We start from the raw sequence: 22,372 nt of genomic DNA on the forward strand, positions 1-22,372 counted from the left end.
GTGTGGTGCGGCGAGGATCAGGACAGGGTGTCCTTGATGTTCTCGCCGGCCTTCGTGGCCTTGGCCTCGGCCTGGTCGGCCTTGCCCTCGGCCTCGAGACGCTCGTTGTTCGTGGCGTCGCCGATGACCTCCTTGGCCTTGCCGGTGAGGTCCTGAGCGGCGTTCTTGGCCTTGTCAGCGATACCCATGGTGGTGTTCCTCTCTGTGGTGGTGGATGGGTCGGACGGGTGGTTCGGGATGACCCGGGGGGGTCAGGTGGTGGCCGCGTTGCGCGGCGGCCGGTGCACCTTGACGCGGTAGCGGACCGGGACGGCACCACCGGTGGCGGTGGCCACCTCGGCGTCGACGGCCGCGAGGTCGCGGCGCAGCTCGGTCAGCAAGGCGTCGTGGCGGGCCGTGACGGTGACCTCGACGACCCCGGCGTCGGTGCCGGAGCCCACGGAGCCGGAGGCCGACTCGGTGGCCAGCCGGGACTCCGCGGCGGCGGCGACGACGTCGGCGAGGGCGCCGAGGCGCAGGCGCAGGCGCCCGTCCTCACCGCTGCCCGGCAGCGAGATGGCCCGGATGCCGACGCGCTGCAGGTGCGCCGAGAGCCACGACAGGCCGGCGACGACGAGCAGGACACCTAGGACGGCGACGAGCCAGGTCCACCAGGAGGCGGCGGCCCACGAGCCGGCGGCGGGGACGGCCAGGGTGTCGGCCGAGCCGAGCACGCCCGCCCACCAGAGGCCGAGGGCGACGCCACCGGCGAGGAGGAGCAGCCCGACGACGAGGGTCAGGCTGCGGTCGAGCCGCATCGCGGAACGGGTCATCGCTTGCCTCCCAGGGTCGAGACCTTGACGGAGACGCAACGACGTCCTCGTCGTGCGCGAGTGGGTGCTCGTCGGTGTCCTGCGCGAGGCCGTGTCCGCGCTCGTCGGCGTGACGCCCACCCAGATCCGCGTCGGCCTCGAGGAGGACCGCTGCACCTCGGTGGCCGTCCACGTCACCGCCACCTACGGCGCCGTCCTCGCCGATGCCGCGAGCGCCGTGCGGTCGACCGTCGCGCGGGCGGTCGTCGACACGCTCGGCGCGGACGCGCTGCCGCCGGAGGGCGTGCCCGTCGAGGTCACCATCGACGACGTCATCGTCTGACACGCCGCCGAGCGACCGGTGGCGTGAGTCCGGGCTCCGGCGGTGGTGCCGTTCCTGGCGCCGGACGTGGGGTGATCGCCCCACGTCTCACGCCATCGCGCGCGCCCTGGGTCAGGAGCCCGCGGCCTCGTCGGCCGCGTCCTCGGGCTGCCAGACCGGCGGGTCGGCCGGCGTGAGGTCGGGGTCGTCCTCGGCGAAGGTCCGGATGCGGCCGACCTCGGTGTTCGGACCCTCGAAGCGGACGGTCACCCGCCCGACCCCGCTGCCCTGCACCCAGCCCCGGCCGTGCTCGACGTGCTCGACGTCCTGGCCCGGGCGCCACGGCGAGCGCGGCGCCGGCTGGTCCGCGGCCGGCGCCTCGTCCCCCGGGCCCGCCGGCTCCTCGACCGGCAGCGCGCCCCCGCCGGCGTCCGGCCGGACGAACTCGTCGTCGTCCTCGACCGTGCCCGTGCGCACCGGGCCCGGCCGGTCGTCGAGGAGTCCGTCGAGCAGGTCCGGCTGCGTGTAGAGCGAGAGGCCCGAGACGCCGACGCCGAGCAGCCGCAGGCCGTCCGCGACGTCGAGGCCGTCGAGGAGGCGCAGCGCCTGCCGCAGGACCACCGCGTCGGCGTCGGTCGGCTGGTCGAGGGTCGTCGAGCGGGTCAGCGTGCTGAAGTCGTGGCGTCGCGCCTTGAGGACCACGGTCCGCCCCGAGAGCCCGTCGGCGCGCAGCCGCTCGCCGACCCGGTCGGTCAGCCGGCGCACGTGCTCCGCGAGCCGGACCCGGTCGGTCACGTCGGTCTCAAAGGTCGACTCGGCCGACACCGACTTCGCCGCGCGCTCGGTGACGACCTCGCGGTCGTCCTCGCCGCGCGCGAACGCGTGCAGCTGCGTGCCGTGCGCCTTGCCGAGCAGCGCGACGACCTCGTCGAGGTCGAGCGCGGCGAGCCGCCCCACCGTCGCGATGCCGTGCGCCGTCAGCCGCGCCGCCGTCGCCGGGCCGACCCCGGGGATGGCGCGCACCGCCATCGGGGCCAGGCGCTCGGCCTCCTCGCCGGGCGGCACGACGATCTGGCCGTCGGGCTTGGCGAGGTCGGAGTGGATCTTCGCGACGAGCTTGCTCGTGCCGGCGCCCACCGACGCGGTGAGCCCGGTCCGAGCCTGGATCCGGGCGCGCAGCCCCCCGACCAGCTCGCCGACCAGCCCGACGTCGGCCTGCGGGTGCTGCGGGGTGAGGTCGAGGTAGGCCTCGTCGATGGACACCTGCTCGACGAGGGGCGTCAGCTCGCGGACGAGGTCCATCACGGCGTGCGAGGCGTCGCGGTAGGCCTCGAAGCGGGGGCTGAGGAAGGCGGCGTTCGGGCAGCGGCGGCGGGCCTCGGCGGTCGGCATCGCCGAGCGGATGCCGAAGACGCGCGCCTCGTACGACGCGGTCGACACGACGCCGCGACCGCGGACCCCGCCGACGACGACCGGCTTGCCGCGCAGCGACGGCTTGTGGAGCTGCTCGACGGCCGTGAAGAACGCGTCGAGGTCCAGGTGGAGGATCACCGGACGCGCGCGCACGCCCCCAGTCTGCCTCCGCCCACCGACCCCGCCCGGTCGGCCCGTGAGGGCTGCGGGCTCAGCCCCGGGCGAGGCGCTTCTGGCGGCGGGAGTCGCCGGCGTAGAGCGCCCACGCCATGAGCGCCGGCTGGAAGGCGAGCCGGGCCAGGCGCTTCTCGTCGGTGTCGAGGCCGAAGCCGTCCTTGCGCTCGAGCCACTGCGCGACGTTGCCCGGGAAGACCCCGAGGAAGAACAGCGCGCCGACCCGCCCCATCCGCGCACGCGACGGCTGGCGCCACGTGAGGAGCGTCGCCGCCCCGAGGGCGATCTCGGCGTAGCCCGACCACACGACGACGTCGTCCGGGTCGAAGGGCATCCACTCGGGCACCTGGGCCTGGAACTCCTCGCGCTTGCTCGTGAGGTGCGCGGTGCCGGCACCGACCAGAGCGGCGCCGAGAGCCACCTTGCCCAGCGCGCGCAGGGCGCGGCCGGTCTTCTCGCGGCGGGTCGGGGTCTCGTCGTGGTGCGTCATCCCCCCAGTGTGTTGGGTCGGCGGCCCCCACGGGGGAGTCGGTGACTGTGGCATCGTTCTCCACGCGATCTCCACCCGTCCTGCGCCCGTTGCACCCACGGACGCACCGACCCGGCGGTGAGGATGGGGGCATGGTTCCGGGGGAGGACGAGAAGGGGGCGCCGCCGCGCGACACGACCGTCGTCGGGTGGCTGGTGCTCGTCGGTGGTCTGCTGTGGATGCTCTCCCTGGGATGGCGGGCCGACGTCTACTGGGGCTTCTTCCTCGCCGAGCCGTCGTGCCTCGCCGCGGGCACCTGCACCCGGGAGGACCTCGGGCAGCACCAGCAAGAGGCCTGGGCCGCCCTGGGTCCGCCGACGCTGCTCGCGATGACCGGGGCGGCCCTCGTCCTCGGTGGACTCGTGGACGCGGGCCGGCGGCTCGTCGACCGCGAGCGCGGAGTCTGGTGGCTGCTGCACCGCGCCGTCTTCGTCACCGTCGGGGTGGGCGCCGTCGCGGCCATCCCCCTGGCCGGCGCGACCGTGGTCTCCCCGCCGCTGGGGGCCGCCGGGCTGGCCGTCGTCCTCGTCCTGCTCGGGGTCGCCCTGCACGCCGCCCTGCGGCCCCGACGTCCTCGGCCGGGTCCGAGGGTCAGCGAGGAGCGGACCACGCGCTGAGCGACGCCGACGGGCACCTTGCCCGAGGCCGTCTGCCCGACCGGCCGTCCGTGCCGAGGGGACGGCGCGGTCTCCACGAGATCTCCGCACCGTCCGCCGGCTCGCGTCACACCCTCGCCGCGGACGTCCTGCACGATGAGGTCATGACCGGGGGGCGAGGGGTGTGGGTCGCGGGTGTCGTCGCCGCGTTGCTGACGACCTCCGGGTGCTCGGCAGCGGTGTCGCACACGATCGACGGGCTCGCGCTCGACACCCTGACGCACGGGCTCGACCATGCGCTCGCCGGGCTCGAGGTCCGCAGCAGCGCGCAGGTCGAGGCGCTCGTCCGGGAGGCGCGGCCCTCCGTCGTCGACCCGGAGCGCACGGACAGCGGCGTGGGACAGGTCGAGTACGCGACCTACGGCGAGCGCGAGGGCGGACGGGCCGCCGCCGGGGCGGTCCCGGTCGTCGTGTGGCACCGCACCGCGGGAGGCGGCCCGTTCGTCGACGACGGCGGTGCGTGGCGCGTCGTCTGCGCCCGCCTGTCCGTCGACCGTTCCCGCACGGCCTTCACCGCGGAGCCGGTCGGCTGCCCCGACGGCGTCACCCCCGAGCCCGTGCAGCCCGTCGGCGACGACCCGGCCCCCCACCTGGACCTCGACCCTCCGGACGCGGGGGAGCTCGTCACCGGTTCGCCACCACGGCGAGGGAGTCCGGGCGCGTCGCTGCGACCCACGTCCCGGGGCGAGGCCGACCCCTGCGCCGACGACGACCTCGACCTCGCCCTCGGCCCGCCGCAGCACCTCACGGGCGTGGACGCCGTGCCCCTCCTCGTGGTCAACACCGGCCCCCTCGCGTGCCGCCTCGCCGCACCGACTGGGCTGGTGCTCACCCGCGACGGCGAGGACGTGCCCCTGCGCACCACCCCGTCGCGTGGCGAGGTCGTCCTCGCGCCCCGGGAGTCGGCCTCCGCCCTCGTCACGTGGCGACCGGTCCAGGGCATCGACGGGGCCGCCGCCCAGCGGCTCTCGGTCCTCGGGCCGGCCGGGCCCGACCCCCTCCCGGTCCGGCTCGCACCCTCCGCGGGGACCGGCGTCCCGACCGTCGACCCCGGCGCCGAGGTCACGCTCTCGCCGTGGGAGCGCCGGGGCTACGGAGCCGGGAGCGGGGAGGACCCGGTGCGTCCGGACGTCGCGCCCCGCTGCCGGCCCGAGGAGCTCGCCGTGACGAGCGATCGCCCGGACGCCGGCTCCGGTCGGCCGCTCCCTCCGTCGGTGCGGGCCCACCTGACCGCCGTCACACCCTGCCTGCTCGTCCCCGGCGTCTCCGCCCTGCCCGACGGCGTGCCGGACGCGGTCGAGGGACCGCCCGTGCTGCTCGCGCCGGGGGAGGCGGTCGACGTCACCACCGCGACCGCCGGCCCGGACCGTCCGGGCGAGGTCCTCGTGGCCGACCGGTGGGTGGCGGTCAGGGACGCGCCCTGAGCGTGGTGAAGCCCCCGTCCGCTCCTCCTGACAACCGGGTTACCGGTCGGTACGGTGGCCGGGTGAAGCGGCCCGACCTCACCGTCCTCGCCATCCCCGCCTTCGTCGGTGCGATGGCCGCCGAGTACTGGTGGCAGAAGCGCCACCCCGCCCCGGCCGGGACGACGCGCGCCGGCGACTACGAGCTCGCCGACACGGTCGCGAGCCTGACGATGGGCGTCGGCAGCCTCCTCGCCCCGTTCGTCGCGAAGCGCCTCCTCGACCCCGTGACGCCGGGGAAGGGCCGCGGCGCCCGCTGGCTGATGGGCACCGCCGTCGCCGCGAGCGCCGCCACCACCGTCCTCGACGTCGTACGCCGGCACCGGGACGAGGGCGGCCTGCCGCCGGCGGGCAGCATCCCCGAGGAGGCCCGACAGGTCCGCCGGAGCACCACCACTGCGGACGCCGACCCCGAGTCCGTCCCCGCCCTGCGCCGCGTCACCGGCGGGATGGCCGTGGCCGCGGTCGCGTCGACGGCGCTGACGGTGGCGACGACCTGGTCGGCGCAGACGAGCGGCGAGAAGCTTTTCGCCCGCACCGGCCGCGACCTCGGCACCGGCCTGCTCGCCAACACGGTCGCGCTGCTCGGCTGGGACGCCATCTACTACTGGAACCACCGCTTCAACCACGAGAGCCGCTGGCTCTGGGCGATGCACGTCGTGCACCACAGCAGCGAGCGCTACAACCTCTCGACAGCGCTGCGGCAGCCCGTCGCCGAGGGCGTGACGATGAGCGTCCCCTACGGCCTGCTCGCGCTCGCCGGGGTGCGGCCGAGCGTCATCGAGAACGCCCGCGCGCTCAACCTCATCTACCAGTTCTGGATCCACACCGAGGCGGTCCGCTCCATCGGGTGGCTCGAGAAGGTCCTCAACACGCCCTCGCACCACCGGGTCCACCACGGGTCCAACTCGCGCTACCTCGACCGCAACCACGGCAGCATCCTCATCGTGTGGGACAAGCTGTTCGGCACGTTCGAGGAGGAGGACGAGCCGGTCGTCTACGGGCTGACGAAGAACATCGACACCTACGACCCGGCGGTCATCGCGACCCACGAGTGGCGCGACATCGCCCGCGACGTCGCGGGGTCGCAGACCTGGCGTGACCGGTGGTCGTTCTTGCTGCGCGGCCCGGGGTGGGCGTACGAACGCCACCGGGCCCTCGCCGCGGCGCGCGACCCGGCGATGGAGCCCGCGCCGCCCGCCCCCGTGGCCGCCTGAACGACCACCCCGGGCGGGCCGGCGCCGGGCTCAGAACGCGTACGAGCCGAACCGGCCCCAGGCGACGAACGCCGCGAGGAGCAGCAGCACGACGTTGACGGCGATCATCGGCGTCTCGCCGCGACGGGCGTGGACGACGGCGGCACCCACCATCGTCAGCGCGAGCCCCGTCGCCGCCAGCGGCACGAGGACCGGCGCGATGCCGGTGACGGCGGGCAGGACGAGGCCGAGGGCGCCGAGCACCTCGACGACGCCGATGCCCTTGACGGCGCCGGCCGAGAAGTCCTCGACCCAGCCGAGGCCCGACTCGGCGAGCCCCGCCTTCGGGCGGGAGAGCTTCATGGCGCCGGCGGCGAGGAACGCGAGGGCGAGCACGACGGCGACGACCCAGAGCACGATGTTCACGGGGACCTCCAGTGGGGTGGTTTCAGTTCATGCGTGAACTCGTGACGAACCGGGTCCAGGCCGCGCTCGTCGCCCGGGACGCCGGCCTCGGCGACCCCTGATCCCCGCCCCGGTCATCCCACGAACGTGTGTAAAGAACGTCGGTCTCGCCGCGGGGGCCTCACACACGTTCGCGGCGGGTCCTGGCCCCCGGAACGAGCGCGACCCCGACCAGAACCTGGTCGGGGTCGTCCTCGTGCTGTGCGCAAGGGGGGATTTGAACCCCCACGCCCGTAAGGACACTGCCACCTGAAGACAGCGCGTCTGCCGTTCCGCCACTTGCGCGTGGTGCTCGGATGAGCCGTCCCAGTGTGCCCGATGGATGCCCGATCGACCAAAGCGACCCCCGGAGCGGCCTGCTCAGGACATCGGCTCGGCCTCGGTCTCGGGGCGGGCGGGCCGGCCCCGGTTGCCCCGCGAGCGCAGCCGCACGCCGGGCAGGCCGGGCGCGGGGATGCGCGGCACGTCGCCCTCGTAGCCCTCGACCCGGCCGAAGCGGCCCGCCGACCCGTCGGCGCCGGCCTCCCACGCCTCGCGGGCGGCGACGACCTCGTCGTGCGAGCGCCCGACGAAGTTCCACCACATGACGATCTCCTCGCCGAAGGGCTCACCGGCCAGGACGAGGACGCGGGCGCCCTCGCCCCCCGCCGTCAGCACGAGCGACCGCCCGTCCCTGACCCCGTCGCCGTCCGCCGAGGCCGCCTCCACGACGCCCAGCTCGGTCGCGGCCACCGGTGCACCGGCGAAGTCCACCGACCCACGGTCGACGAGCACCCCGACCTCGAACCCGTCCGGCACCGGCAGGGCCACCGAGGCCCCGGCCTCGAGCACGACCTCGACCCCGAGCAGCGCGGTCTCGACCCGCACCGGTGAGCGCGAACCCCAGAGCGACCCGACGAACACGCGCGCCTCGACCCCGGGCGCGGGATGCACCGCCTCCGGCACGTGGTGCTCGAACCGCGGCTCGACGGACGCGGCGACCGACGGCAGCACGACCCACAGCTGTGCGCCGTGCAGCACGCGCGTGCCGGCAGTCGACACCTCCGAGTGCGAGATGCCCCGTCCGGCCGTCATGAGGTTGACCTCGCCCGGACGGACGACCGCGACCGTGCCGAGGGAGTCGCGGTGCTCGACCTCGCCGGAGAACAGCCACGAGACGGTGGCGAGGCCGCAGTGGGGGTGCGGCGCGACGTCCATCCCGCCGCTGACCGAGACGTCGTCGGGCCCGTAGTGGTCGGCGAAGCACCACGCCCCGACGAACGAGCGCTCCTTGGCCGGCAGGGTGCGCCGCACCGTCATCGCGCGCGGCCCCCCGAGCGGCACCTCGCGCGGTCTCAGCGTCTGCACCCGGTCCACCATGGGTCCACGCTAGCCAGCCGACCGTCCCGACGCGCCTCGCGCGCGGGCGCACGCGTTCAGGGAGCGTCCAGCCCCGGCGGATAGGCTGGAGCGACGTCTGCCGGCCCGTGACCGACGAGGAGGTGCGCCGTGGGACTGCTCGACCGCCTCGAGGCGGGCATCGAACGTGCCGTCCAGGGCACCTTCGCCAAGCACCTGCGCTCGGCCGTGCACCCCGTCGAGATCGCGAGCAACATGCGCCGCGCGATGGACGACCGCGCCGTCACCTCCTCGGGGCGCGCGATCGTCCCCAACGTCTTCGTCATCGAGCTGAGCCCCGGTGACTTCGACCGGCTCCAGCCCGACCTCAAGAGCGTCGAGGAGGACCTCGTCGCCGCCGCCGAGGAGCACTGCGACGGCCAGCACTACCAGCCCGCCGGGCCGTTCGACATCGTCTTCGAGGAGCACGACGACCTCGAGACCGGGGTCTTCCGGCTGCGCCCGAGCAAGGCCTCGCGCCCCCGCGCCACGGGGCACACCGGCCAGCACCAGCGCCCCCCGGCCCCGCCCGCCGCTCCCGCCACGCCCGCAGCAGCCGCCGCCGCGCCGGCTCCCGCTGCCGCCGAGGCCGACGACCTCCCGACCCGCCCGAACGAGCAGCAGGCCCCGCCGGCCCGCCCGCGCCGCGTCAACCCGGCCGACCGTCCGTGGCTCGACGTCGACGGCGAGCGCTACCCCCTCATGGGCGCGATGACGATCCTCGGCCGCGACGACAGCGCCGACATCATCCTCGACGACCCCGGCATCTCGCGCCGGCACAGCGAGCTCCGCGTGACCACCGACGGCCCGCACTTCGTGACGACGATCCGCGACCTCGGCTCGACCAACGGCACGTTCGTCAACGGCGAGCGCATCACGAGCGCGCACCTGTCCGACGGCGACCGCGTCACCGTCGGCCGCACCTCCGTCTCCTTCCGCGCCGGGCGGCGGTGACCCCGCGATGCTGAGCGAACTGACCCTCACCGTGCTCCGGCTCGGGCTGCTGGTCGCCCTGTGGGCGTTCGTCTTCGCGGTCGTCGGGGTCCTGCGCGGCGACCTCTACGGCACCCGCGTCCGCAAGCGCGCGGGCACGACACCGGCCAAGGGCAACCCCGCCCCGCGCGCCCCGCGCCGCGAGCGCACCCCCAGGCCGCCGAAGGCGTCCAAGGGCCCGACCCGCCTCGTCGTCACCGCCGGCCCGCTCTCCGGCACGACGCTGCCGCTGCGCTCCTCGGGCACGCTCATCGGCCGCAGCCCCGAGTGCGCCCTCGTCCTCGACGACGACTACGCGTCCGGCCGGCACGCCCGCATCTTCGAGGGCGACGACGGCCGCTGGATGGTCGAGGACCTGCGCTCCACCAACGGGACCTACCTCGGGGCGACCCGCCTGACCGAGCCGCGCGAGGTCGCGGCCGGCAGCGTGCTGCGAATCGGCCAGACGACGCTCGAGCTGCAGAGGTAGCCGATGCCGTTCGCCTTCCACTACGCGGCGCGCTCCGACGTCGGCATGGTGCGGTCCAACAACGAGGACTCGGGCTACGCCGGCCCCCACCTCCTCGCGATGGCCGACGGGATGGGCGGGCACGCCGGCGGCGACGTCGCGAGCTCGACGGTCGTCGCGGCCCTCGTCGACCTCGACGGCGAGTCGTTGTCCGGGCGGGACGCGAGCCAGGCGCTGCTCGACCGCATCCGCGAGGCCAACCGCGAGATCGGGACGGCCGTCGACGACGACCCGCGCCTGGACGGGATGGGCACGACGCTCATCGCGATGCTGCGCACCGGCGACCGGATCGCGTTGGCGCACATCGGCGACTCGCGCGCGTTCCTGCTGCGCGACGGCGAGGTCACGCAGGTGACCAAGGACCACTCGTTCGTGCAGAACCTCGTCGACGAGGGACGCATCACCGCCGACGAGGCGAAGACCCACCCGCAGCGCTCGCTCGTCACGCGCGTGCTCACCGGCAGCGACGAGGACGAGCCCGACCTCGTCGTGCGCCAGGGCCGCGCCGGCGACCGCTACCTCATCGCCTCCGACGGCCTCACCGACTACGTGGCGCGCGAGACCGTCGACGACGTCCTGCGCGAGACCCGCGACCCCGGCGAGTGCGCCGAGCGGCTCGTCGGGCTCGCCCTGCGCGCCGGCGCCCCCGACAACGTGACCGTCATCGTCGGCGACCTCGTCGACATCGCGAAGGTCGACGCCCCGCCCACCCAGCCGCAGGTCGTCGGCGCCGCGGCCGAGCGCCGCCGCGGCACGCGCCCGGTGCCGGTCACTCCGGCCGAGAAGGCCGCCGCGCTGAGCAAGGCGGCCACCGGCGGGGACGACGACACCGACGACGACGGCGTCACCCTCGCCGAGGAGGGCCCGCGCACCCGCCGCGGCACGGTGCTGCGCGTCGTCGCGGCCCTCGTCGTCGCCGCGGTCGTCGTCGCCGGCGGCTCGTACGCGGCCTACGCGTGGTCGCAGCAGCAGTACTACCTCGGCGAGCAGGACGGCGTCGTCACGGTCTTCCGCGGGGTCGACCAGGACCTCGGCCCGATCTCGCTGCACTCCCCGGAGTACGCGACGACCATCCCCGTCGACGAGCTGCCCGACTCCTACCAGCAGAACATCGAGGCCGGCATCGAGGCGAGCAGCCGGGCCGACGCCGACGCACGCGTCACCGAGCTGCGCCTGCAGGCCGAGGCGTGCCGCTACGCCCGCAGCCAGGGCGACGAGTGCCGCACGGTCCAGCCCGGATGGACGCCGCCGAGCCCCAGCGCGTCCCCGTCGGCGTCCCCGTCGGCGTCCCCCTCCGGGTCCGCGTCCCCGTCGCCGTCCGCGTCCCCGTCGGCGTCGTCCAGCGGCCTGCCCTCGCTCTCGACCACGTCCACCCCGACCGTCCCGCCGCCGGCATGAGCACCGTCTCGTCCGTCGCGCCGCGCTCCGGCCGCACCACCGAGCTCGTCCTCGTGCTCGGGGCGGTCGGCATCGTCGGGCTCGCCTACGTCAACCTCGGCCTGGCCACGACCGGCACGGTGCCGCCCGGCCTCGCCGCGCTCGGGCTCGGCTACCTCGGTGTGTCGCTGGCCTTCCACGTCGTGCTGCGCTGGCGGGCGAAGTACGCCGACCCGCTGCTCCTGCCGATCGTCACGCTCCTCAACGGACTCGGCCTCGTGATGATCCACCGCGTCGACATCGCCCGCGGCCGCGACATCGCCGACGGGGTGGCGCTGCGCCAGCTGATGTGGAGCGCGCTGGCCGTCGCGATCGCCGCCGCGGTGCTCGTCGTGCTGCGCGACCACCGCATCCTGCGCCGGTACACCTACGTCGCGGGGGTCGCCGGCTTCTCGCTGCTGCTGCTGCCGCTGCTGCCGGTCATCGGCACCTCCGAGTTCGGCTCGCGCATCTGGATCCGGCTGGGGCCGTTCTCGTTCCAGCCGGGTGAGATCGCCAAGATCTCGCTCGCGGTGTTCTTCGCGGGCTACCTCGTGCAGACGCGAGACGCGCTGTCGGTCGCCGGCCGCAAGATCCTCGGCCTCACGCTCCCGCGCGCCCGCGACCTCGGGCCGATCCTCATCGCGTGGCTCGCGAGCCTGAGCGTGCTCGTCTTCGAGCGCGACCTCGGCTCGTCGCTGCTCTTCTTCGGCCTCTTCGTCGCGATGCTCTACGTCGCCACCGAGCGGGTGTCGTGGATCGCGATCGGCCTCGGGCTCTTCGGGGCCGGCGCGTACGTCGCCTACCTCGCGTTCGCGCACGTCCAGGTCCGGGTCCTGCTGTGGCTGCACACCTTCAGCCCCGAGGCGCTGCAGACCTCCGACCAGCTCGCCAAGGGCCTCATGGGGATGGCCGCCGGCGGGATGGTCGGCACCGGCCTCGGCCGCGGGCGCCCTGACCTGACCTACCTCGCGGAGTCGGACTTCATCATCTCGAGCTTCGGCGAGGAGCTCGGGCTCGTCGGGCTCTTCGCGATCCTCGTGCTCTACGCGCTGCTCGTCGAGCGCGGCCTGCGCACCTCGCTCGGCACGCGTGACGGCTTCGGCAAGCTGCTCGCCGCCGGCCTCTCGTTCTCGCTCGCCCTCCAGTGCTTCGTCGTCGTCGGCGGCGTCACGCGGGTCATCCCGCTGACCGGTCTCACGGCCCCCTTCCTCTCCTCGGGCGGCTCCTCGCTGCTCGCCAACTGGACGTTGCTCGCCATCCTGCTGCGCATCTCGGACCACGCCCGCCGCCCGCTGCCCGACGAGTCCGCGCAGAGCGCGGTCGGCGAGGCCCGCACCGAGGTGGTGAAGCTGTCGTGAACGCCCCCGTCCGCCGCCTCTCCTTCCTCGTCGCCGGTCTCTTCGCGGCGCTGCTCGTCTCGACGACGCTCATCCAGTACGTCTTCGCGGCCGACCTCAACGGCCGCCCGGACAACCGCCGGACGCTGCTCGCCACGTACGCCCGCGAGCGCGGCGAGATCCTCGTCGGGCAGACCCCGATCGCGAAGTCGGTGCCGACCGACGACGAGTTCAAGTTCCAGCGCACCTACGACGACGCCGACCTCTTCGCGCACGTCACCGGCTTCTACTCCTTCTACGGCGCGGTCGGCGGGCTCGAGCAGTCCGAGAACGAGCTGCTGTCGGGCTCGAGCGACAAGCTCTTCTACCGGCGCATCTCCGACCTCTTCACCGGACGCCGGCCGCAGGGCGCCACCGTCGAGACCACGCTCGACGCCGCCGTCCAGAAGGCCGCCTCCGACGGCATCGGCGACGCGCGCGGCGCCGCGGTGGCCCTCGACCCCAAGACCGGCGCGATCCTCGCGCTCGTCAGCCACCCCTCGTTCGACCCCAACACGCTGGCCGGTCACGACCTCGGCAAGGTCGACGCCAACTACCAGTCGCTGCTCAAGGCGGACGGCCGGCCGCTCGTCGACCGCGCCATCGCCGGCGACCTCTACCCGCCCGGGTCGGTCTTCAAGGTCGTCACCGCGGCCGCGGCGCTGACCAGCGGCAAGTACACGGCCGACTCCGAGCTGCCCGGCGGCGCCTCCCTCGACCTGCCGCTCACCGACACCGACCTGCCCAACCACGGCAACGTGCCGTGCAGCCCGTCCGGCCGGATCACGCTCAAGCAGGCCCTCGTCGTCTCGTGCAACCCCGCCTTCGGTGAGGCCGGCATGGAGATCGGCGCCGACGCGCTGCGCGAGCAGGCCGCGAAGTTCGGCTTCGGCGACGCGCTGACCGTCCCGATGCGGGTGACGCCGAGCAGCGTCCCCGCCGAGATGAACGAGCCGCAGCTCGCGCAGGCCTCGATCGGCCAGTACGACGTCCGCGTCACCCCGATGCAGATGGCGATGGTCGCGGCCGGCATCGCGAACAAGGGCGTCGTCATGAAGCCCTACCTCGTGCAGTCCGTCATCGGCTCGGACCTGTCGGTCATCGAGTCGGCCGACCCGACCGAGCTGTCCGAGGCCGTGACCCCCGAGGTCGCCGCGACCCTCACGGACATGATGATCGGTGTCGTGCAGGAGGGCTCGGGCACCCGGGCGCAGATCCAGGGCGTGTCGGTGGCGGGCAAGACCGGCACCGCGGAGCACGGCACCGGCCGGCGCGCGCACGCCTGGTTCATCTCGTTCGCCCCGGCGGACGACCCGAAGATCGCCGTCGCGGTCGTCGTCGAGGACGGCGGGACGGCCAACAGCGAGACCGGCGGTGGTGCGGTCGCCGCACCCATCGCGAAGGCGATGATGGAAGCACGGCTGAGCGAATGAGGAAGGCACGACATGGTTGACGTCCCGAAGCTGCTCGGCGGCCGGTACGAGGTCGGTGAGCTCCTCGGTCGCGGCGGCATGGCGGAGGTCCACCGAGGGTTCGACACGCGGCTCGGCCGCTCCGTCGCCATCAAGATGCTCCGCAGCGACCTCGCGCGCGACGCCACGTTCATCACCCGGTTCCGCCGCGAGGCGCAGTCGGCGGCCGCTCTCAACCACGCCTCGATCGTCGCGGTCTACGACCACGGCGAGGACCACCTGCACACCGAGTCCGGTGGGGCGCAGGTCAACATCCCCTACATCGTCATGGAGTTCGTCGACGGGCGGACGCTGCGCGAGGAGCTGACCGAGAAGGGGCAGCTCGACGAGACCGAGGCCGTGCGGGTCACCGAGGGCGTCCTCGACGCGCTGGCCTACAGCCACCGGCAGGGCATCGTCCACCGCGACATCAAGCCGGCCAACGTCATGGTCGCGGCCGACGGCTCGGTCAAGGTCATGGACTTCGGGATCGCCCGGGCGATGGCCGACGCGAACGCCACCGTCACCGCCACGCAGGCCGTCATCGGCACCGCGCAGTACCTCTCGCCGGAGCAGGCGCAGGGGCAGACGGTCGACGCGCGCTCGGACCTGTACTCCGCCGGCTGCATGCTCTTCGAGCTGGTCACCGGCCGGCCGCCGTTCCAGGGCGACAGCCCGGTCGCCATCGCCTACCAGCACGTCGGCGAGGCCCCGGTGCCGCCGTCGCGGTTCGCCGAGGGGATCTCGGCCGACCTCGACGCCGTCGTGCTCCACGCGCTCGAGAAGCCGCGCGAGGACCGCTACCAGGACGCCGACGAGTTCCGCGCCGACCTCCAGGCCGTCCGGCTCGGGCGCCCTGTGAGCATCGCCGCCCGCTCGGCGGCCGCGGCGTTGGCCGGCGCCGCGGCGGCCGGGGTCACCGAGGCCCTGCCGGCCTCCTCGACCGCGCTCACCGACCGCACCGCGGCGTGGGACGCCCCGTTCGCCACCCCGCCCGCCGACAACGAGCCGCTGACCCGCCGCGAGGTGATGGAGGAGGAGCGCAAGAAGCGCAACCCGGCCGCGGCCATCCTCCTCGTCGTCGCGGTGCTCGCCGCGCTCGGGCTGCTCGTGTTCGGCCTCGTGAACTACCTCGGCGAGTCCGACACGCCACCGCAGGTGCAGGTGCCGTCGGTCGTCGACGCCCCGCAGGACGCCGCGACCGCCACGCTGACCGGCGCCGGCTTCCGCGTCGAGTCGATGGTCGCCGCCTCCGACACGGTCGACGAGGGCAACGTCATCTCGCAGACCCCCGAGGGCGGCACCCGCGTCGACCAGGGCTCGACGGTGCGCATCACCGTCTCCGGCGGGCCCGACAACGTCGAGGTGCCGGACCTGGCCGGGCGCTCGCTCGACGAGGCCCGCGGCATCCTCTCCGACCTCGGGCTGACGCTCGGGACCGTCGACGAGGTCAACGACGCGAACACCGCGGAGAACGTCATCATCTCCTCCGACCCCGGCTCGCAGGTCGCGGTCAAGCCCGGGACGCGGATCAACGTGACGGTCGGCACCGGCCAGGTCGAGGTGCCGAACGTCGTGGGGATGAGCCAGAACGAGGCCCAGAGCGCCCTCGCCGATGCCAACCTCAAGGTCGAGACCTCGTACGAGCAGACCGACCAGGCGGCCGAGGGCGACGTCATCAGCCAGGACCCGAAGGGCAAGCAGGCGGTCGACACCGGCTCGACGGTGAAGATCGTCGTCGCCCAGAAGGCCGCGCCGACGCCCACCCCGACCCCGACGCCGACCCCCACCCCGTCGGAGTCGCCCACCGAGAGCCCGTCGCCGAGCCCCTCCCCGAGCTGACCCGGTCGGCGGGGGTGGTCCACCCGGACTCGCCCCCGCGGCCCCGGTCATCCCGACCCCCGGCCCAGGTCCCGCCGCCCCGCCTCGACCTCGCCCAGCCGGGGCCGTCTCGCCCTGCCGGTGCGATCGCGCCCCGCCGCCCCGCTAGGACACCCCGGCACGCCGAGGAGACCCCGGCACGGCGAGACCCCCGCGGCGAGGCGAGATCACCACACGACGCTGAGGCGACCGCGCCCAAGAGGCCCCGGGAGACATGTACCTCTCCCAGGATCCTGCCTCCCCGGAAGGATTACCTTGCGCCCGGCAAGGTTTCCCTTCCACCCCGCAAGGGATCCCTTCCCGACGCAACCATGCGGTCGTCCCCGCAAGGTAAACCTTCCGCGGTGCAAGGACGTGGTTGCGCGGGGCAAGGTAAACCTTCCGCGACGCATGGAGGCTGGGGACACCTACCTCGGCCCCCGGCTCTCAGGAGACCCGCACCGGGCGCCCTCCGCTCGACGCTCGCAACCCATGCGCAGGAGCCGAACGCCCCTGCGTCGCCCTCCTCAGGTCGCGGCCACCATCCGCGCGACCCCCGCCGCGTCGTGCACGAGCGGCGACAGCCCCTCCGCCCGCGACACCGCGTCCGTCATCCCGGCGATGCGCAGCCAGTTGGCCAGCATGAGGTGCCCGCCCTCGGTGAGCACCGACTCGGGGTGGAACTGCACCCCGTGCAGCGGGAGTGTCGCGTGCCGCACGGCCATGACGATGCCCGACTCCGTGTGCCCGTTCGGCACGAGCGCCTCCGGCATCGTCGCGGGGTCGATGGTCAGCGAGTGGTAGCGCGTCGCCGTAAACGGCTGCGGCACGCCGGCCAGCACCCCGGACCCGTCGTGCAGCACGCGAGAGGTCTTGCCGTGCAGCAGCTCCGGCGCCCGCCCCACCGTCGCGCCCATGACCACGCCCAGCGCCTGGTGCCCGAGGCACACCCCGAGCATCGGTTGCGCCCGCTCGGCGCACGCCTCGATCATCGCCATCGAGACACCGGCCTCCTCGGGCGTCCCCGGCCCCGGCGAGACGAGCACCCCGTCGAAGTCGGCGCCGTCGGACGGCGACACGGCGTCGTTGCGGACGACCTCGCACTCGGCGCCGATCTGCTCGAGGTAGCCGACGATCGTGAAGACGAAGCTGTCGTAGTTGTCGACGACGAGGACGCGGGTCATCCCCCTATGGTGCCCCGCCCGGTCGCGCCGACCCAGCCCGGTCCGCCCCCGGTCCGCACCCTTCCGCGGGTCGCCGGGCACTTCCAGCGCTCACCCCACCGTGTTGTCGTTGAACGGCAGCACCTCGGCGATCGCCGGGAACCCCCACTCGAAGAGCACGGCGACGACCACCGCCACCAGCACGACGCACGTCAGCGCCCGCACCCACGAGGGCCCGGGCAAGAATCGCCACAGCGCTGCGTACATCCGCCTACCCCTCCACCGTCGACCAGTCGGCCAGCCGCCACTTCGCCCGCGGCACGGCCTCGACGAGACGACCGTGCGTGACGAACCGCTCCGTCGCGCTGTACTTCGGGTGGCACGAGGTCATCGTGATCATCCGCTCCGTCGGCTTCGTCCCGGGCGAGTCCGGCACCGGCGCGATGACCTCGGTCTGCCACGGCCGGACGATCTCACGCCCGGTGATCTCGTAGACGTACACCGTGGGCGCGGTCTCGACGATGACGCGGTCGCCGTCGCGCAGCGTGTCGATCTCGTGGAAGGGCCGCCCGTACGTCGTCCGGTGGCCCGCGACCGCAAAATTGCCCACGGCTCCCGGCGACGCCGACCCTTCGTAGTGCCCGACCCCGAGGGCCAGCACCGGACGCCCGACACCCTCGATGACCGGCCGCGCGAAGTCCGCGCCGAACCGGGGGATGCGGATGACCGCGAACGCATCAGCCTCGCCCAGCTCCGGGAACGCGTCGTGCAGCGCGGCGCCCGTGTCACGCCCCGACGCGAACCCCTCGTCGAGCGCGCGCACGATCTGCTCCTGGGAGCGGTTGCTCGTGACGTCGGTCCACCACAGCTGCCACGCGACGAACAGCAGGACCAGGACGCCCGCCGTGATGAGGAGCTCGCCGACCACGCCGACGGCGCGACGGATCACGACCCGGCCACCTCGGCGACGGTCGGCGTGATGCTGCCGGCGTACGCGGGCAGGGTCTGGGTGCCGGCGTCCTCGAGGTCGTACCCGAGGCCGAACGCGATGGCGTACTGACGGATGAGGTCGACCGCGCGGTCCTGCTGCAGCCGGGACCGCATCGTCTCGAGGTTCCCGATCGCCGTGACCGTGTAGGGCGGGGAGTAGACGCGGCCCTGGAGGATGAGGGTGTTGCCGACGCAACGGACGGCACTCGTCGAGATGATCCGCTGGTCCTGCACCATGATCGCCTCGGCGCCGCCGGCCCACAGGGCGTTGACGACGGCCTCGATGTCCTGCTGGTGGATGACGTAGTCGTCCGGGTCGCCGCCCTCCGGTACTTCGCCGCCGGGCAGCGGGGCGTCGGTCAGCGTGACCCGCAGCGCCGGCCCCCGGACCTCGGTGCGCCCCGCCGCCGTCGCGATCTCGGCGGCCTGGCGCTCGAGCCGCTGCGTCGTGAGGTCGCCGGGCGCCAAGGCGGCGGTCGCGTCCTCGACCTGCGCGCGCAGGGTGTCGACCTTCTCGGCGCGGTCGGCGTTGACGCGGGTCTGCTCGCGGATGAGGTCGGGCAGCCGGGTGTAGCCGGTGCGCAGCTCCTCGCCGTCGGAGGCGCGGACGCTGCTCGCGAAGAGGGCGCCGGCGACGAGGGCGGCGACGGGGACCAGCCAGGGCCACGGCGAGGGTCGGTCGACCCGGCCGGCGTGCCGCGAGGACCGCTCGGACCGACCGGCGTGCGTGCCCGGCACCCTGCCTCCCCTCTCCTGACGACGTGGCCTCTACGCTAGGGCACGAGTCTGAACGAACCGGAGGAGTTCCCGTGCCCGAGTCCAAGGGTCGCAAGAAGCCCGCCTACACCCCGCAGCGGACGGCGTCGGCGGCGCAGCAGGGCCCCAACGCGCGCTGGTTCGTCCCGGTGATGCTCACGCTCATGGTGCTCGGCCTGCTGTGGGTCGTCACCTTCTACATCTCGGGCGCCAACCAGTACCCCGTGCCGCAACTCGGCCGGTGGAACCTCGGCGTCGGCTTCGGCCTCATGCTCTCCGGCTTCCTCATGACGACCCGCTGGCGCTGACCGACGAGGTCGACGCCGGCGCCGTCCACAGGCACCGCTCCCCGGACCCCGGGGCTCCCACGCGACATGCGTGGTGCAGCCCCGGGGTCCTGTGCATGACCGGCCCGGACTCCCCGTCGTGCACCGCTCGTCCACACCTCGTCCCCAGGTTCTGGAGGTTCGTCCCCAGTTGTCCACAGGGGTTGTCCCCATTGGGGATGAATGACACGCGTGTAATCCACATGGGGACAGCCTGTGGACAAGTGTGCGAACAACGCGTGGATGCGCTGTGGACGCCTGTGGACGACCGGTGGACAGCGCGATGCCCCGGCCGCAGCGGCCGGGGCATCGAGGAACAGCTGGGGTCAGAGTCAGAGGGCGTACTTGGCCACCGACAGCAGGACGAGGACGACGAACAGCCCACCGAGCGCGACCCAGTGGATGCGCCGGTCCGGCGGCTGGAGCGGGTCCTTGGCCCGGCCGAGGTAGCCGATGGCCGCCGCGGCGACGGCTCCCGTGATGAGGCCGCCGAGGTGCGCCTGCCACGCGATGCCCGGGATGACGAACCCGATGGCCGCGTTGATGCCGATGACGACGTACATCCCCGCCGCGGACCGGCCGAGCCGGCGCTGCAACACGAGGAACGCCCCGAAGAGGCCGAAGACCGCCCCGGAGGCGCCAACCGCCGCGGTGATCCACGACTCGTCGGCGAGCGTCACGACCCCGCCGGCCGGCTTCGACGCCAGCAGCAGGATGCCCACCGACCCGCCGAACGCGCTGAGCAGGTAGAGGGCGATGTACCGGGAGCGGCCGAGCATCGGCTCGAGGTACTGGCCCATCACGAAGAGGGCGTACATGTTGAACGCGATGTGCGTGAGGCCGCCGTGGGCGAACCCGGAGGTGATGAAGCGCCAGGGCTGCGTGTCGCCGACGACGGGCGCGAACGCGATGTCGCGGGTGAGCGAGGGCTGCACGGTCTGCAGCAGGTAGACCGCGACGCAGATGCCGATGATCCAGAACGTCACCAGCGGCCGGCCGTCGGTGACGGCTCCGCCGAACGTCGTGCGACCCTGCCGGACGGTCTTCGAGGCCTCGCGTACGCAGTCGACGCAGTGGATACCGACGGCGGCGGGGCGCTGGCACTCGGGGCAGGCGGGGCGTCCGCAGCGCTGGCAGCGGACGTAGGACTCCCGGTCCGGATGCCGCGGGCAGGTCGGGACCTGGCCCGCGGCCTCCGGCGCAGGGTTCACCGGGGGGATCGGCGGTGGTTCGGACACGTCGGTCTCCCGGGGTGGTGGTGCGTGGTGCTTACTGCTCGATCTCGACGCGCTCGATGACGACGTCGTCGACCGGACGGTCCTGGGCGCCGGTGCGGACACCGGCGATCTTGTCGACGACCTCGCGGCTGGCGCCGTCGGCGACCTCGCCGAAGATCGTGTGCTTGCCGTTGAGCCAGGTGGTCGGCGCGACGGTGATGAAGAACTGCGAGCCGTTGGTGCCCTTGCCCATGCGCTTGCCGGCGTTGGCCATCGCGAGGAGGTAGGGGCGGTCGAACTGCTTGTCGGGGTGGACCTCGTCGTCGAAGGTGTACCCGGGACCGCCCATGCCCTGGCCGAGCGGGCAGCCGCCCTGGATCATGAAGCCGGGGATGATGCGGTGGAAGACGAGGCCGTCGTAGAACGGGGTGGGGTTGGTGCGCCCCGCGTCGTCCTTGTACTCCTGCTCGCCCGTGGCGAGGCCGGTGAAGTTCTTGACGGTCTTCGGCGCCTCGTTGGGGAAGAGCTCGACGACGATCGGGCCGTGGTTGGTGTGCAGCGTTGCCTTCATGCCTCCGATCCTCTCACGCGGGCCCGACGCCGCCGGGTGGGGCGGCTCACGGCATCAAGGCTTGTCCTGATGTGCCCCGAGCAGCGCAAACAGGGCAGGATGGACGGAAGAGATGTCCCACACCGAGGAGGACGCGTGTTCCGCAGCAAGAGCAGGACCGACCAGGCCGTGGATGCCGTGACGGATGCCGCCGACCGCGTGAGCGCGGCCTCGCGCGACGCCGCCGAGCGCGCCGCCGACACCGCCCACGACCTGCGCAAGAAGACGAAGTCCGAGATCAAGGACCTCCGCAAGAGCAGCAAGTCCGAGGCGAAGCACCTGCGCAAGCAGGGCAAGAAGGCGAAGAAGGAGGCCGTCGCGCAGTACGCGTCGGCCCGTGACCTCGCCCACGACGCGAACACGTCGGCCCGCGACCTCGCCCACGACGCCACCAAGCAGGCGCACGACTACGCCGACACCGCGCGTGACTACGCCGGCTCGGTCGCGCCGAAGGTGCGCGAGGGCCGCGAGCGCGCCCAGGACGCCGCCGAGACCGCGCGCGAGAAGGCCGAGGAGGCGCTCGAGGCGCTGGCTCCCCGCGTCGAGCACGCGAAGAAGAGCGCCGAGCACGCCAAGGAGACCTTCTCCGACGACGTCCTCCCGAAGGTCATGGCGGCCCTGACCGCCATCGCCGCCGGTGCTGCGACCGCGCGCGAGCAGGCCGCCGAGGCCGCCGAGCGCGCCCCCGACGCCTACGCCGTCCTCAAGGGCGACGCCCGCGCAAAGAAGAGCCGCGGCAAGGGCCGCTGGGTGCTCCTCCTCGGTGCGGTCGCCGCCGGCGCCGCCGTCATGGCGTACCGCAAGAGCTCCGAGCGCCCCGACCCGTGGGCGAGCGCCGGCTCCTACACGCCGCCGTCGTCGGCCTCGACCAAGACGTCCGACGCCGTCGACAGCGCCAAGGAGAAGGCGGGCGAGGTGCGCGAGAAGCTCGCCGAGACCGCCGGCGCCGCCGCCGAGCGTGCGTCCGAGCTCAAGGACAAGGGCCTCGAGAAGGCCGGCGAGCTCAAGGACGCCGCGGCCTCGAAGGCCGACGACGCCAAGGACGCGGCCGCCGCGAAGGCCGACGAGCTCAAGGACGCCGCGAGCGACGCGGCCGACGAGGCCGCCGCCACCTGGAACGACGCGAAGACCGGCGACTCGACCATCCCGTCGACGACCGGTACCTCCGAGGGCTCCGACCTCTCCACCCCGAACGTCGAGGGCGGCTCGAACGACAAGAGCTGACCGCAGCGCAGACGGACCGGCGCCGGCCGCATCCCCCCGGGGATACGGCCGGCGCCGTCGTGTCCGGACGGGGCGACCCCCTGTCGGCCGCCC

At 73.8% G+C, this 22,372-nt stretch carries 24 protein-coding genes and 1 tRNA gene; 12 read left to right on the forward strand and 13 right to left on the reverse strand.

The features are described from left to right. Window positions 1-17: 17 nt before the first annotated feature. The gene (locus IG69_RS0105925) at window positions 18-188 is read right to left on the reverse strand and encodes a CsbD family protein (RefSeq protein WP_030527251.1); all 171 of its coding nucleotides are present in this window, start codon (window positions 186-188) and stop codon (window positions 18-20) included. A 63-nt stretch (window positions 189-251) separates the two neighbouring features. Next, window positions 252-812 carry a hypothetical protein gene (locus tag IG69_RS0105930; RefSeq protein ID WP_030527252.1) on the reverse strand — a complete coding sequence of 187 codons (561 nt, stop codon included), beginning with the start codon at window positions 810-812 and terminating at the stop codon, window positions 252-254. Window positions 813-864: 52 nt separating this feature from the next. Between IG69_RS0105930 and IG69_RS0105935 the strand changes: the two genes are divergently transcribed. Beyond that, window positions 865-1,134 (forward strand): hypothetical protein, encoded by a 270-nt coding sequence (locus tag IG69_RS0105935; RefSeq protein WP_030527253.1) that lies wholly within the window; start codon window positions 865-867, stop codon window positions 1,132-1,134. A gap of 111 nt (window positions 1,135-1,245) precedes the next feature. Here the strand turns inward: IG69_RS0105935 and IG69_RS0105940 are convergent, their stop codons facing one another. Both IG69_RS0105940 and IG69_RS0105945 read right to left on the reverse strand, forming a co-directional pair. After that, window positions 1,246-2,679: a DNA polymerase IV gene (locus IG69_RS0105940; RefSeq protein ID WP_051750266.1), complete on the reverse strand. Its 1,434-nt coding sequence runs from the start codon at window positions 2,677-2,679 to the stop codon at window positions 1,246-1,248. Window positions 2,680-2,737: 58 nt separating this feature from the next. After that, window positions 2,738-3,190, reverse strand: a complete 453-nt coding sequence (locus tag IG69_RS0105945) for a DoxX family protein (RefSeq protein ID WP_030527255.1) — start codon at window positions 3,188-3,190, stop codon at window positions 2,738-2,740. 131 nt (window positions 3,191-3,321) lie between these two features. Between IG69_RS0105945 and IG69_RS0105950 the strand changes: the two genes are divergently transcribed. From IG69_RS0105950 to IG69_RS0105960, 3 genes are all read left to right on the forward strand, one after another. Continuing rightward, a complete protein-coding gene (locus tag IG69_RS0105950) occupies window positions 3,322-3,846 on the forward strand; it encodes a hypothetical protein (RefSeq protein ID WP_030527256.1) in 525 nt (174 codons plus the stop codon). 143 nt (window positions 3,847-3,989) lie between these two features. Further along, window positions 3,990-5,309, forward strand: coding sequence for a DUF4232 domain-containing protein (locus IG69_RS0105955; RefSeq protein ID WP_030527257.1), 1,320 nt, complete (start codon window positions 3,990-3,992; stop codon window positions 5,307-5,309). A gap of 62 nt (window positions 5,310-5,371) precedes the next feature. Next, window positions 5,372-6,565, forward strand: coding sequence for a sterol desaturase family protein (locus IG69_RS0105960; protein WP_030527258.1), 1,194 nt, complete (start codon window positions 5,372-5,374; stop codon window positions 6,563-6,565). Window positions 6,566-6,595: 30 nt separating this feature from the next. On the opposite strand, the gene IG69_RS0105965 is transcribed toward IG69_RS0105960, so the two are convergent. From IG69_RS0105965 to IG69_RS0105980, 3 genes are all read right to left on the reverse strand, one after another. Then, a complete protein-coding gene (locus tag IG69_RS0105965; protein WP_030527259.1) occupies window positions 6,596-6,970 on the reverse strand; it encodes a DoxX family protein in 375 nt (124 codons plus the stop codon). A gap of 241 nt (window positions 6,971-7,211) precedes the next feature. After that, window positions 7,212-7,294, reverse strand: a tRNA-Leu gene (locus IG69_RS0105975). A gap of 75 nt (window positions 7,295-7,369) precedes the next feature. Further along, a complete protein-coding gene (locus IG69_RS0105980) occupies window positions 7,370-8,356 on the reverse strand; it encodes a pirin family protein (protein WP_342666151.1) in 987 nt (328 codons plus the stop codon). 141 nt (window positions 8,357-8,497) lie between these two features. On the opposite strand from IG69_RS0105980, the gene IG69_RS0105985 reads away from it, so the two are divergent. From IG69_RS0105985 to pknB, 6 genes are read left to right on the forward strand one after another with little or no spacing between them, the layout of a single operon-like run. Next, the gene (locus tag IG69_RS0105985) at window positions 8,498-9,340 is read left to right on the forward strand and encodes an FHA domain-containing protein (RefSeq protein ID WP_030527261.1); all 843 of its coding nucleotides are present in this window, start codon (window positions 8,498-8,500) and stop codon (window positions 9,338-9,340) included. A gap of 10 nt (window positions 9,341-9,350) precedes the next feature. Beyond that, window positions 9,351-9,848 (forward strand): FHA domain-containing protein FhaB/FipA, encoded by a 498-nt coding sequence (locus IG69_RS0105990; RefSeq protein ID WP_030527262.1) that lies wholly within the window; start codon window positions 9,351-9,353, stop codon window positions 9,846-9,848. A gap of 3 nt (window positions 9,849-9,851) precedes the next feature. Continuing rightward, window positions 9,852-11,285 carry a PP2C family protein-serine/threonine phosphatase gene (locus IG69_RS0105995; RefSeq protein ID WP_030527263.1) on the forward strand — a complete coding sequence of 478 codons (1,434 nt, stop codon included), beginning with the start codon at window positions 9,852-9,854 and terminating at the stop codon, window positions 11,283-11,285. Then, window positions 11,282-12,664, forward strand: coding sequence for an FtsW/RodA/SpoVE family cell cycle protein (locus IG69_RS0106000; protein ID WP_030527264.1), 1,383 nt, complete (start codon window positions 11,282-11,284; stop codon window positions 12,662-12,664). Before IG69_RS0105995 ends, IG69_RS0106000 begins: the two co-directional genes overlap by 4 nt. Beyond that, entirely contained in the window at window positions 12,661-14,115 is a 1,455-nt protein-coding gene (locus IG69_RS0106005) for a peptidoglycan D,D-transpeptidase FtsI family protein (RefSeq protein ID WP_030527265.1), read from the forward strand. Before IG69_RS0106000 ends, IG69_RS0106005 begins: the two co-directional genes overlap by 4 nt. A gap of 12 nt (window positions 14,116-14,127) precedes the next feature. After that, the gene (gene pknB / locus IG69_RS0106010; RefSeq protein ID WP_030527266.1) at window positions 14,128-15,975 is read left to right on the forward strand and encodes a Stk1 family PASTA domain-containing Ser/Thr kinase; all 1,848 of its coding nucleotides are present in this window, start codon (window positions 14,128-14,130) and stop codon (window positions 15,973-15,975) included. A gap of 545 nt (window positions 15,976-16,520) precedes the next feature. Here the strand turns inward: pknB and IG69_RS0106015 are convergent. From IG69_RS0106015 to IG69_RS0106030, 4 genes are all read right to left on the reverse strand, one after another. Then, the gene (locus tag IG69_RS0106015) at window positions 16,521-17,177 is read right to left on the reverse strand and encodes an aminodeoxychorismate/anthranilate synthase component II (protein WP_030527267.1); all 657 of its coding nucleotides are present in this window, start codon (window positions 17,175-17,177) and stop codon (window positions 16,521-16,523) included. A gap of 90 nt (window positions 17,178-17,267) precedes the next feature. After that, window positions 17,268-17,423 carry a hypothetical protein gene (locus IG69_RS22455; protein ID WP_036829132.1) on the reverse strand — a complete coding sequence of 52 codons (156 nt, stop codon included), beginning with the start codon at window positions 17,421-17,423 and terminating at the stop codon, window positions 17,268-17,270. 4 nt (window positions 17,424-17,427) lie between these two features. Next, window positions 17,428-18,105, reverse strand: coding sequence for a class E sortase (locus IG69_RS0106025; RefSeq protein ID WP_084696606.1), 678 nt, complete (start codon window positions 18,103-18,105; stop codon window positions 17,428-17,430). Beyond that, a complete protein-coding gene (locus tag IG69_RS0106030) occupies window positions 18,102-18,884 on the reverse strand; it encodes a DUF881 domain-containing protein (RefSeq protein ID WP_051750268.1) in 783 nt (260 codons plus the stop codon). Before IG69_RS0106030 ends, IG69_RS0106025 begins: the two co-directional genes overlap by 4 nt. A gap of 71 nt (window positions 18,885-18,955) precedes the next feature. On the opposite strand from IG69_RS0106030, the gene IG69_RS0106035 reads away from it, so the two are divergent. Further along, a complete protein-coding gene (locus tag IG69_RS0106035; protein WP_030527270.1) occupies window positions 18,956-19,210 on the forward strand; it encodes a cell division protein CrgA in 255 nt (84 codons plus the stop codon). Between the two features lie 350 nt (window positions 19,211-19,560). On the opposite strand, the gene IG69_RS0106040 is transcribed toward IG69_RS0106035, so the two are convergent. Together IG69_RS0106040 and IG69_RS0106045 are read right to left on the reverse strand one after the other, a co-directional pair. Further along, on the reverse strand, window positions 19,561-20,439 hold the full coding sequence (locus tag IG69_RS0106040) for a rhomboid family intramembrane serine protease (RefSeq protein WP_245616092.1): 879 nt from the start codon (window positions 20,437-20,439) through the stop codon (window positions 19,561-19,563). Window positions 20,440-20,497: 58 nt separating this feature from the next. Next, the gene (locus IG69_RS0106045; protein WP_030527272.1) at window positions 20,498-21,016 is read right to left on the reverse strand and encodes a peptidylprolyl isomerase; all 519 of its coding nucleotides are present in this window, start codon (window positions 21,014-21,016) and stop codon (window positions 20,498-20,500) included. Between the two features lie 135 nt (window positions 21,017-21,151). Here IG69_RS0106045 and IG69_RS0106050 point away from each other — a divergent pair, with 135 nt between their 5' ends. After that, window positions 21,152-22,279 (forward strand): hypothetical protein, encoded by a 1,128-nt coding sequence (locus tag IG69_RS0106050; RefSeq protein WP_030527273.1) that lies wholly within the window; start codon window positions 21,152-21,154, stop codon window positions 22,277-22,279. The last annotated feature ends 93 nt before the right edge of the window (window positions 22,280-22,372 follow it).

This window comes from Phycicoccus jejuensis (assembly GCF_000720925.1).
Lineage (GTDB): Bacteria > Actinomycetota > Actinomycetes > Actinomycetales > Dermatophilaceae > Phycicoccus > Phycicoccus jejuensis.

Excerpts from the sequence above, each read along its gene's own strand:
- IG69_RS22455 (WP_036829132.1), bottom strand. The coding sequence starts at position 17,423 with ATGTACGCAGCGCTGTGGCGATTCTTGCCCGGGCCCTCGTGGGTGCGG.
- IG69_RS0106000 (WP_030527264.1), top strand. The coding sequence starts at position 11,282 with ATGAGCACCGTCTCGTCCGTCGCGCCGCGCTCCGGCCGCACCACCGAG.
- IG69_RS0105995 (WP_030527263.1), top strand. The coding sequence starts at position 9,852 with ATGCCGTTCGCCTTCCACTACGCGGCGCGCTCCGACGTCGGCATGGTG.
- IG69_RS0105930 (WP_030527252.1), bottom strand. The coding sequence starts at position 812 with ATGACCCGTTCCGCGATGCGGCTCGACCGCAGCCTGACCCTCGTCGTC.
- IG69_RS0105950 (WP_030527256.1), top strand. The coding sequence starts at position 3,322 with ATGGTTCCGGGGGAGGACGAGAAGGGGGCGCCGCCGCGCGACACGACC.
- IG69_RS0106045 (WP_030527272.1), bottom strand. The coding sequence starts at position 21,016 with ATGAAGGCAACGCTGCACACCAACCACGGCCCGATCGTCGTCGAGCTC.
- IG69_RS0105945 (WP_030527255.1), bottom strand. The coding sequence starts at position 3,190 with ATGACGCACCACGACGAGACCCCGACCCGCCGCGAGAAGACCGGCCGC.
- IG69_RS0106015 (WP_030527267.1), bottom strand. The coding sequence starts at position 17,177 with ATGACCCGCGTCCTCGTCGTCGACAACTACGACAGCTTCGTCTTCACG.
- pknB (WP_030527266.1), top strand. The coding sequence starts at position 14,128 with ATGGTTGACGTCCCGAAGCTGCTCGGCGGCCGGTACGAGGTCGGTGAG.
- IG69_RS0105955 (WP_030527257.1), top strand. The coding sequence starts at position 3,990 with ATGACCGGGGGGCGAGGGGTGTGGGTCGCGGGTGTCGTCGCCGCGTTG.
- IG69_RS0105925 (WP_030527251.1), bottom strand. The coding sequence starts at position 188 with ATGGGTATCGCTGACAAGGCCAAGAACGCCGCTCAGGACCTCACCGGC.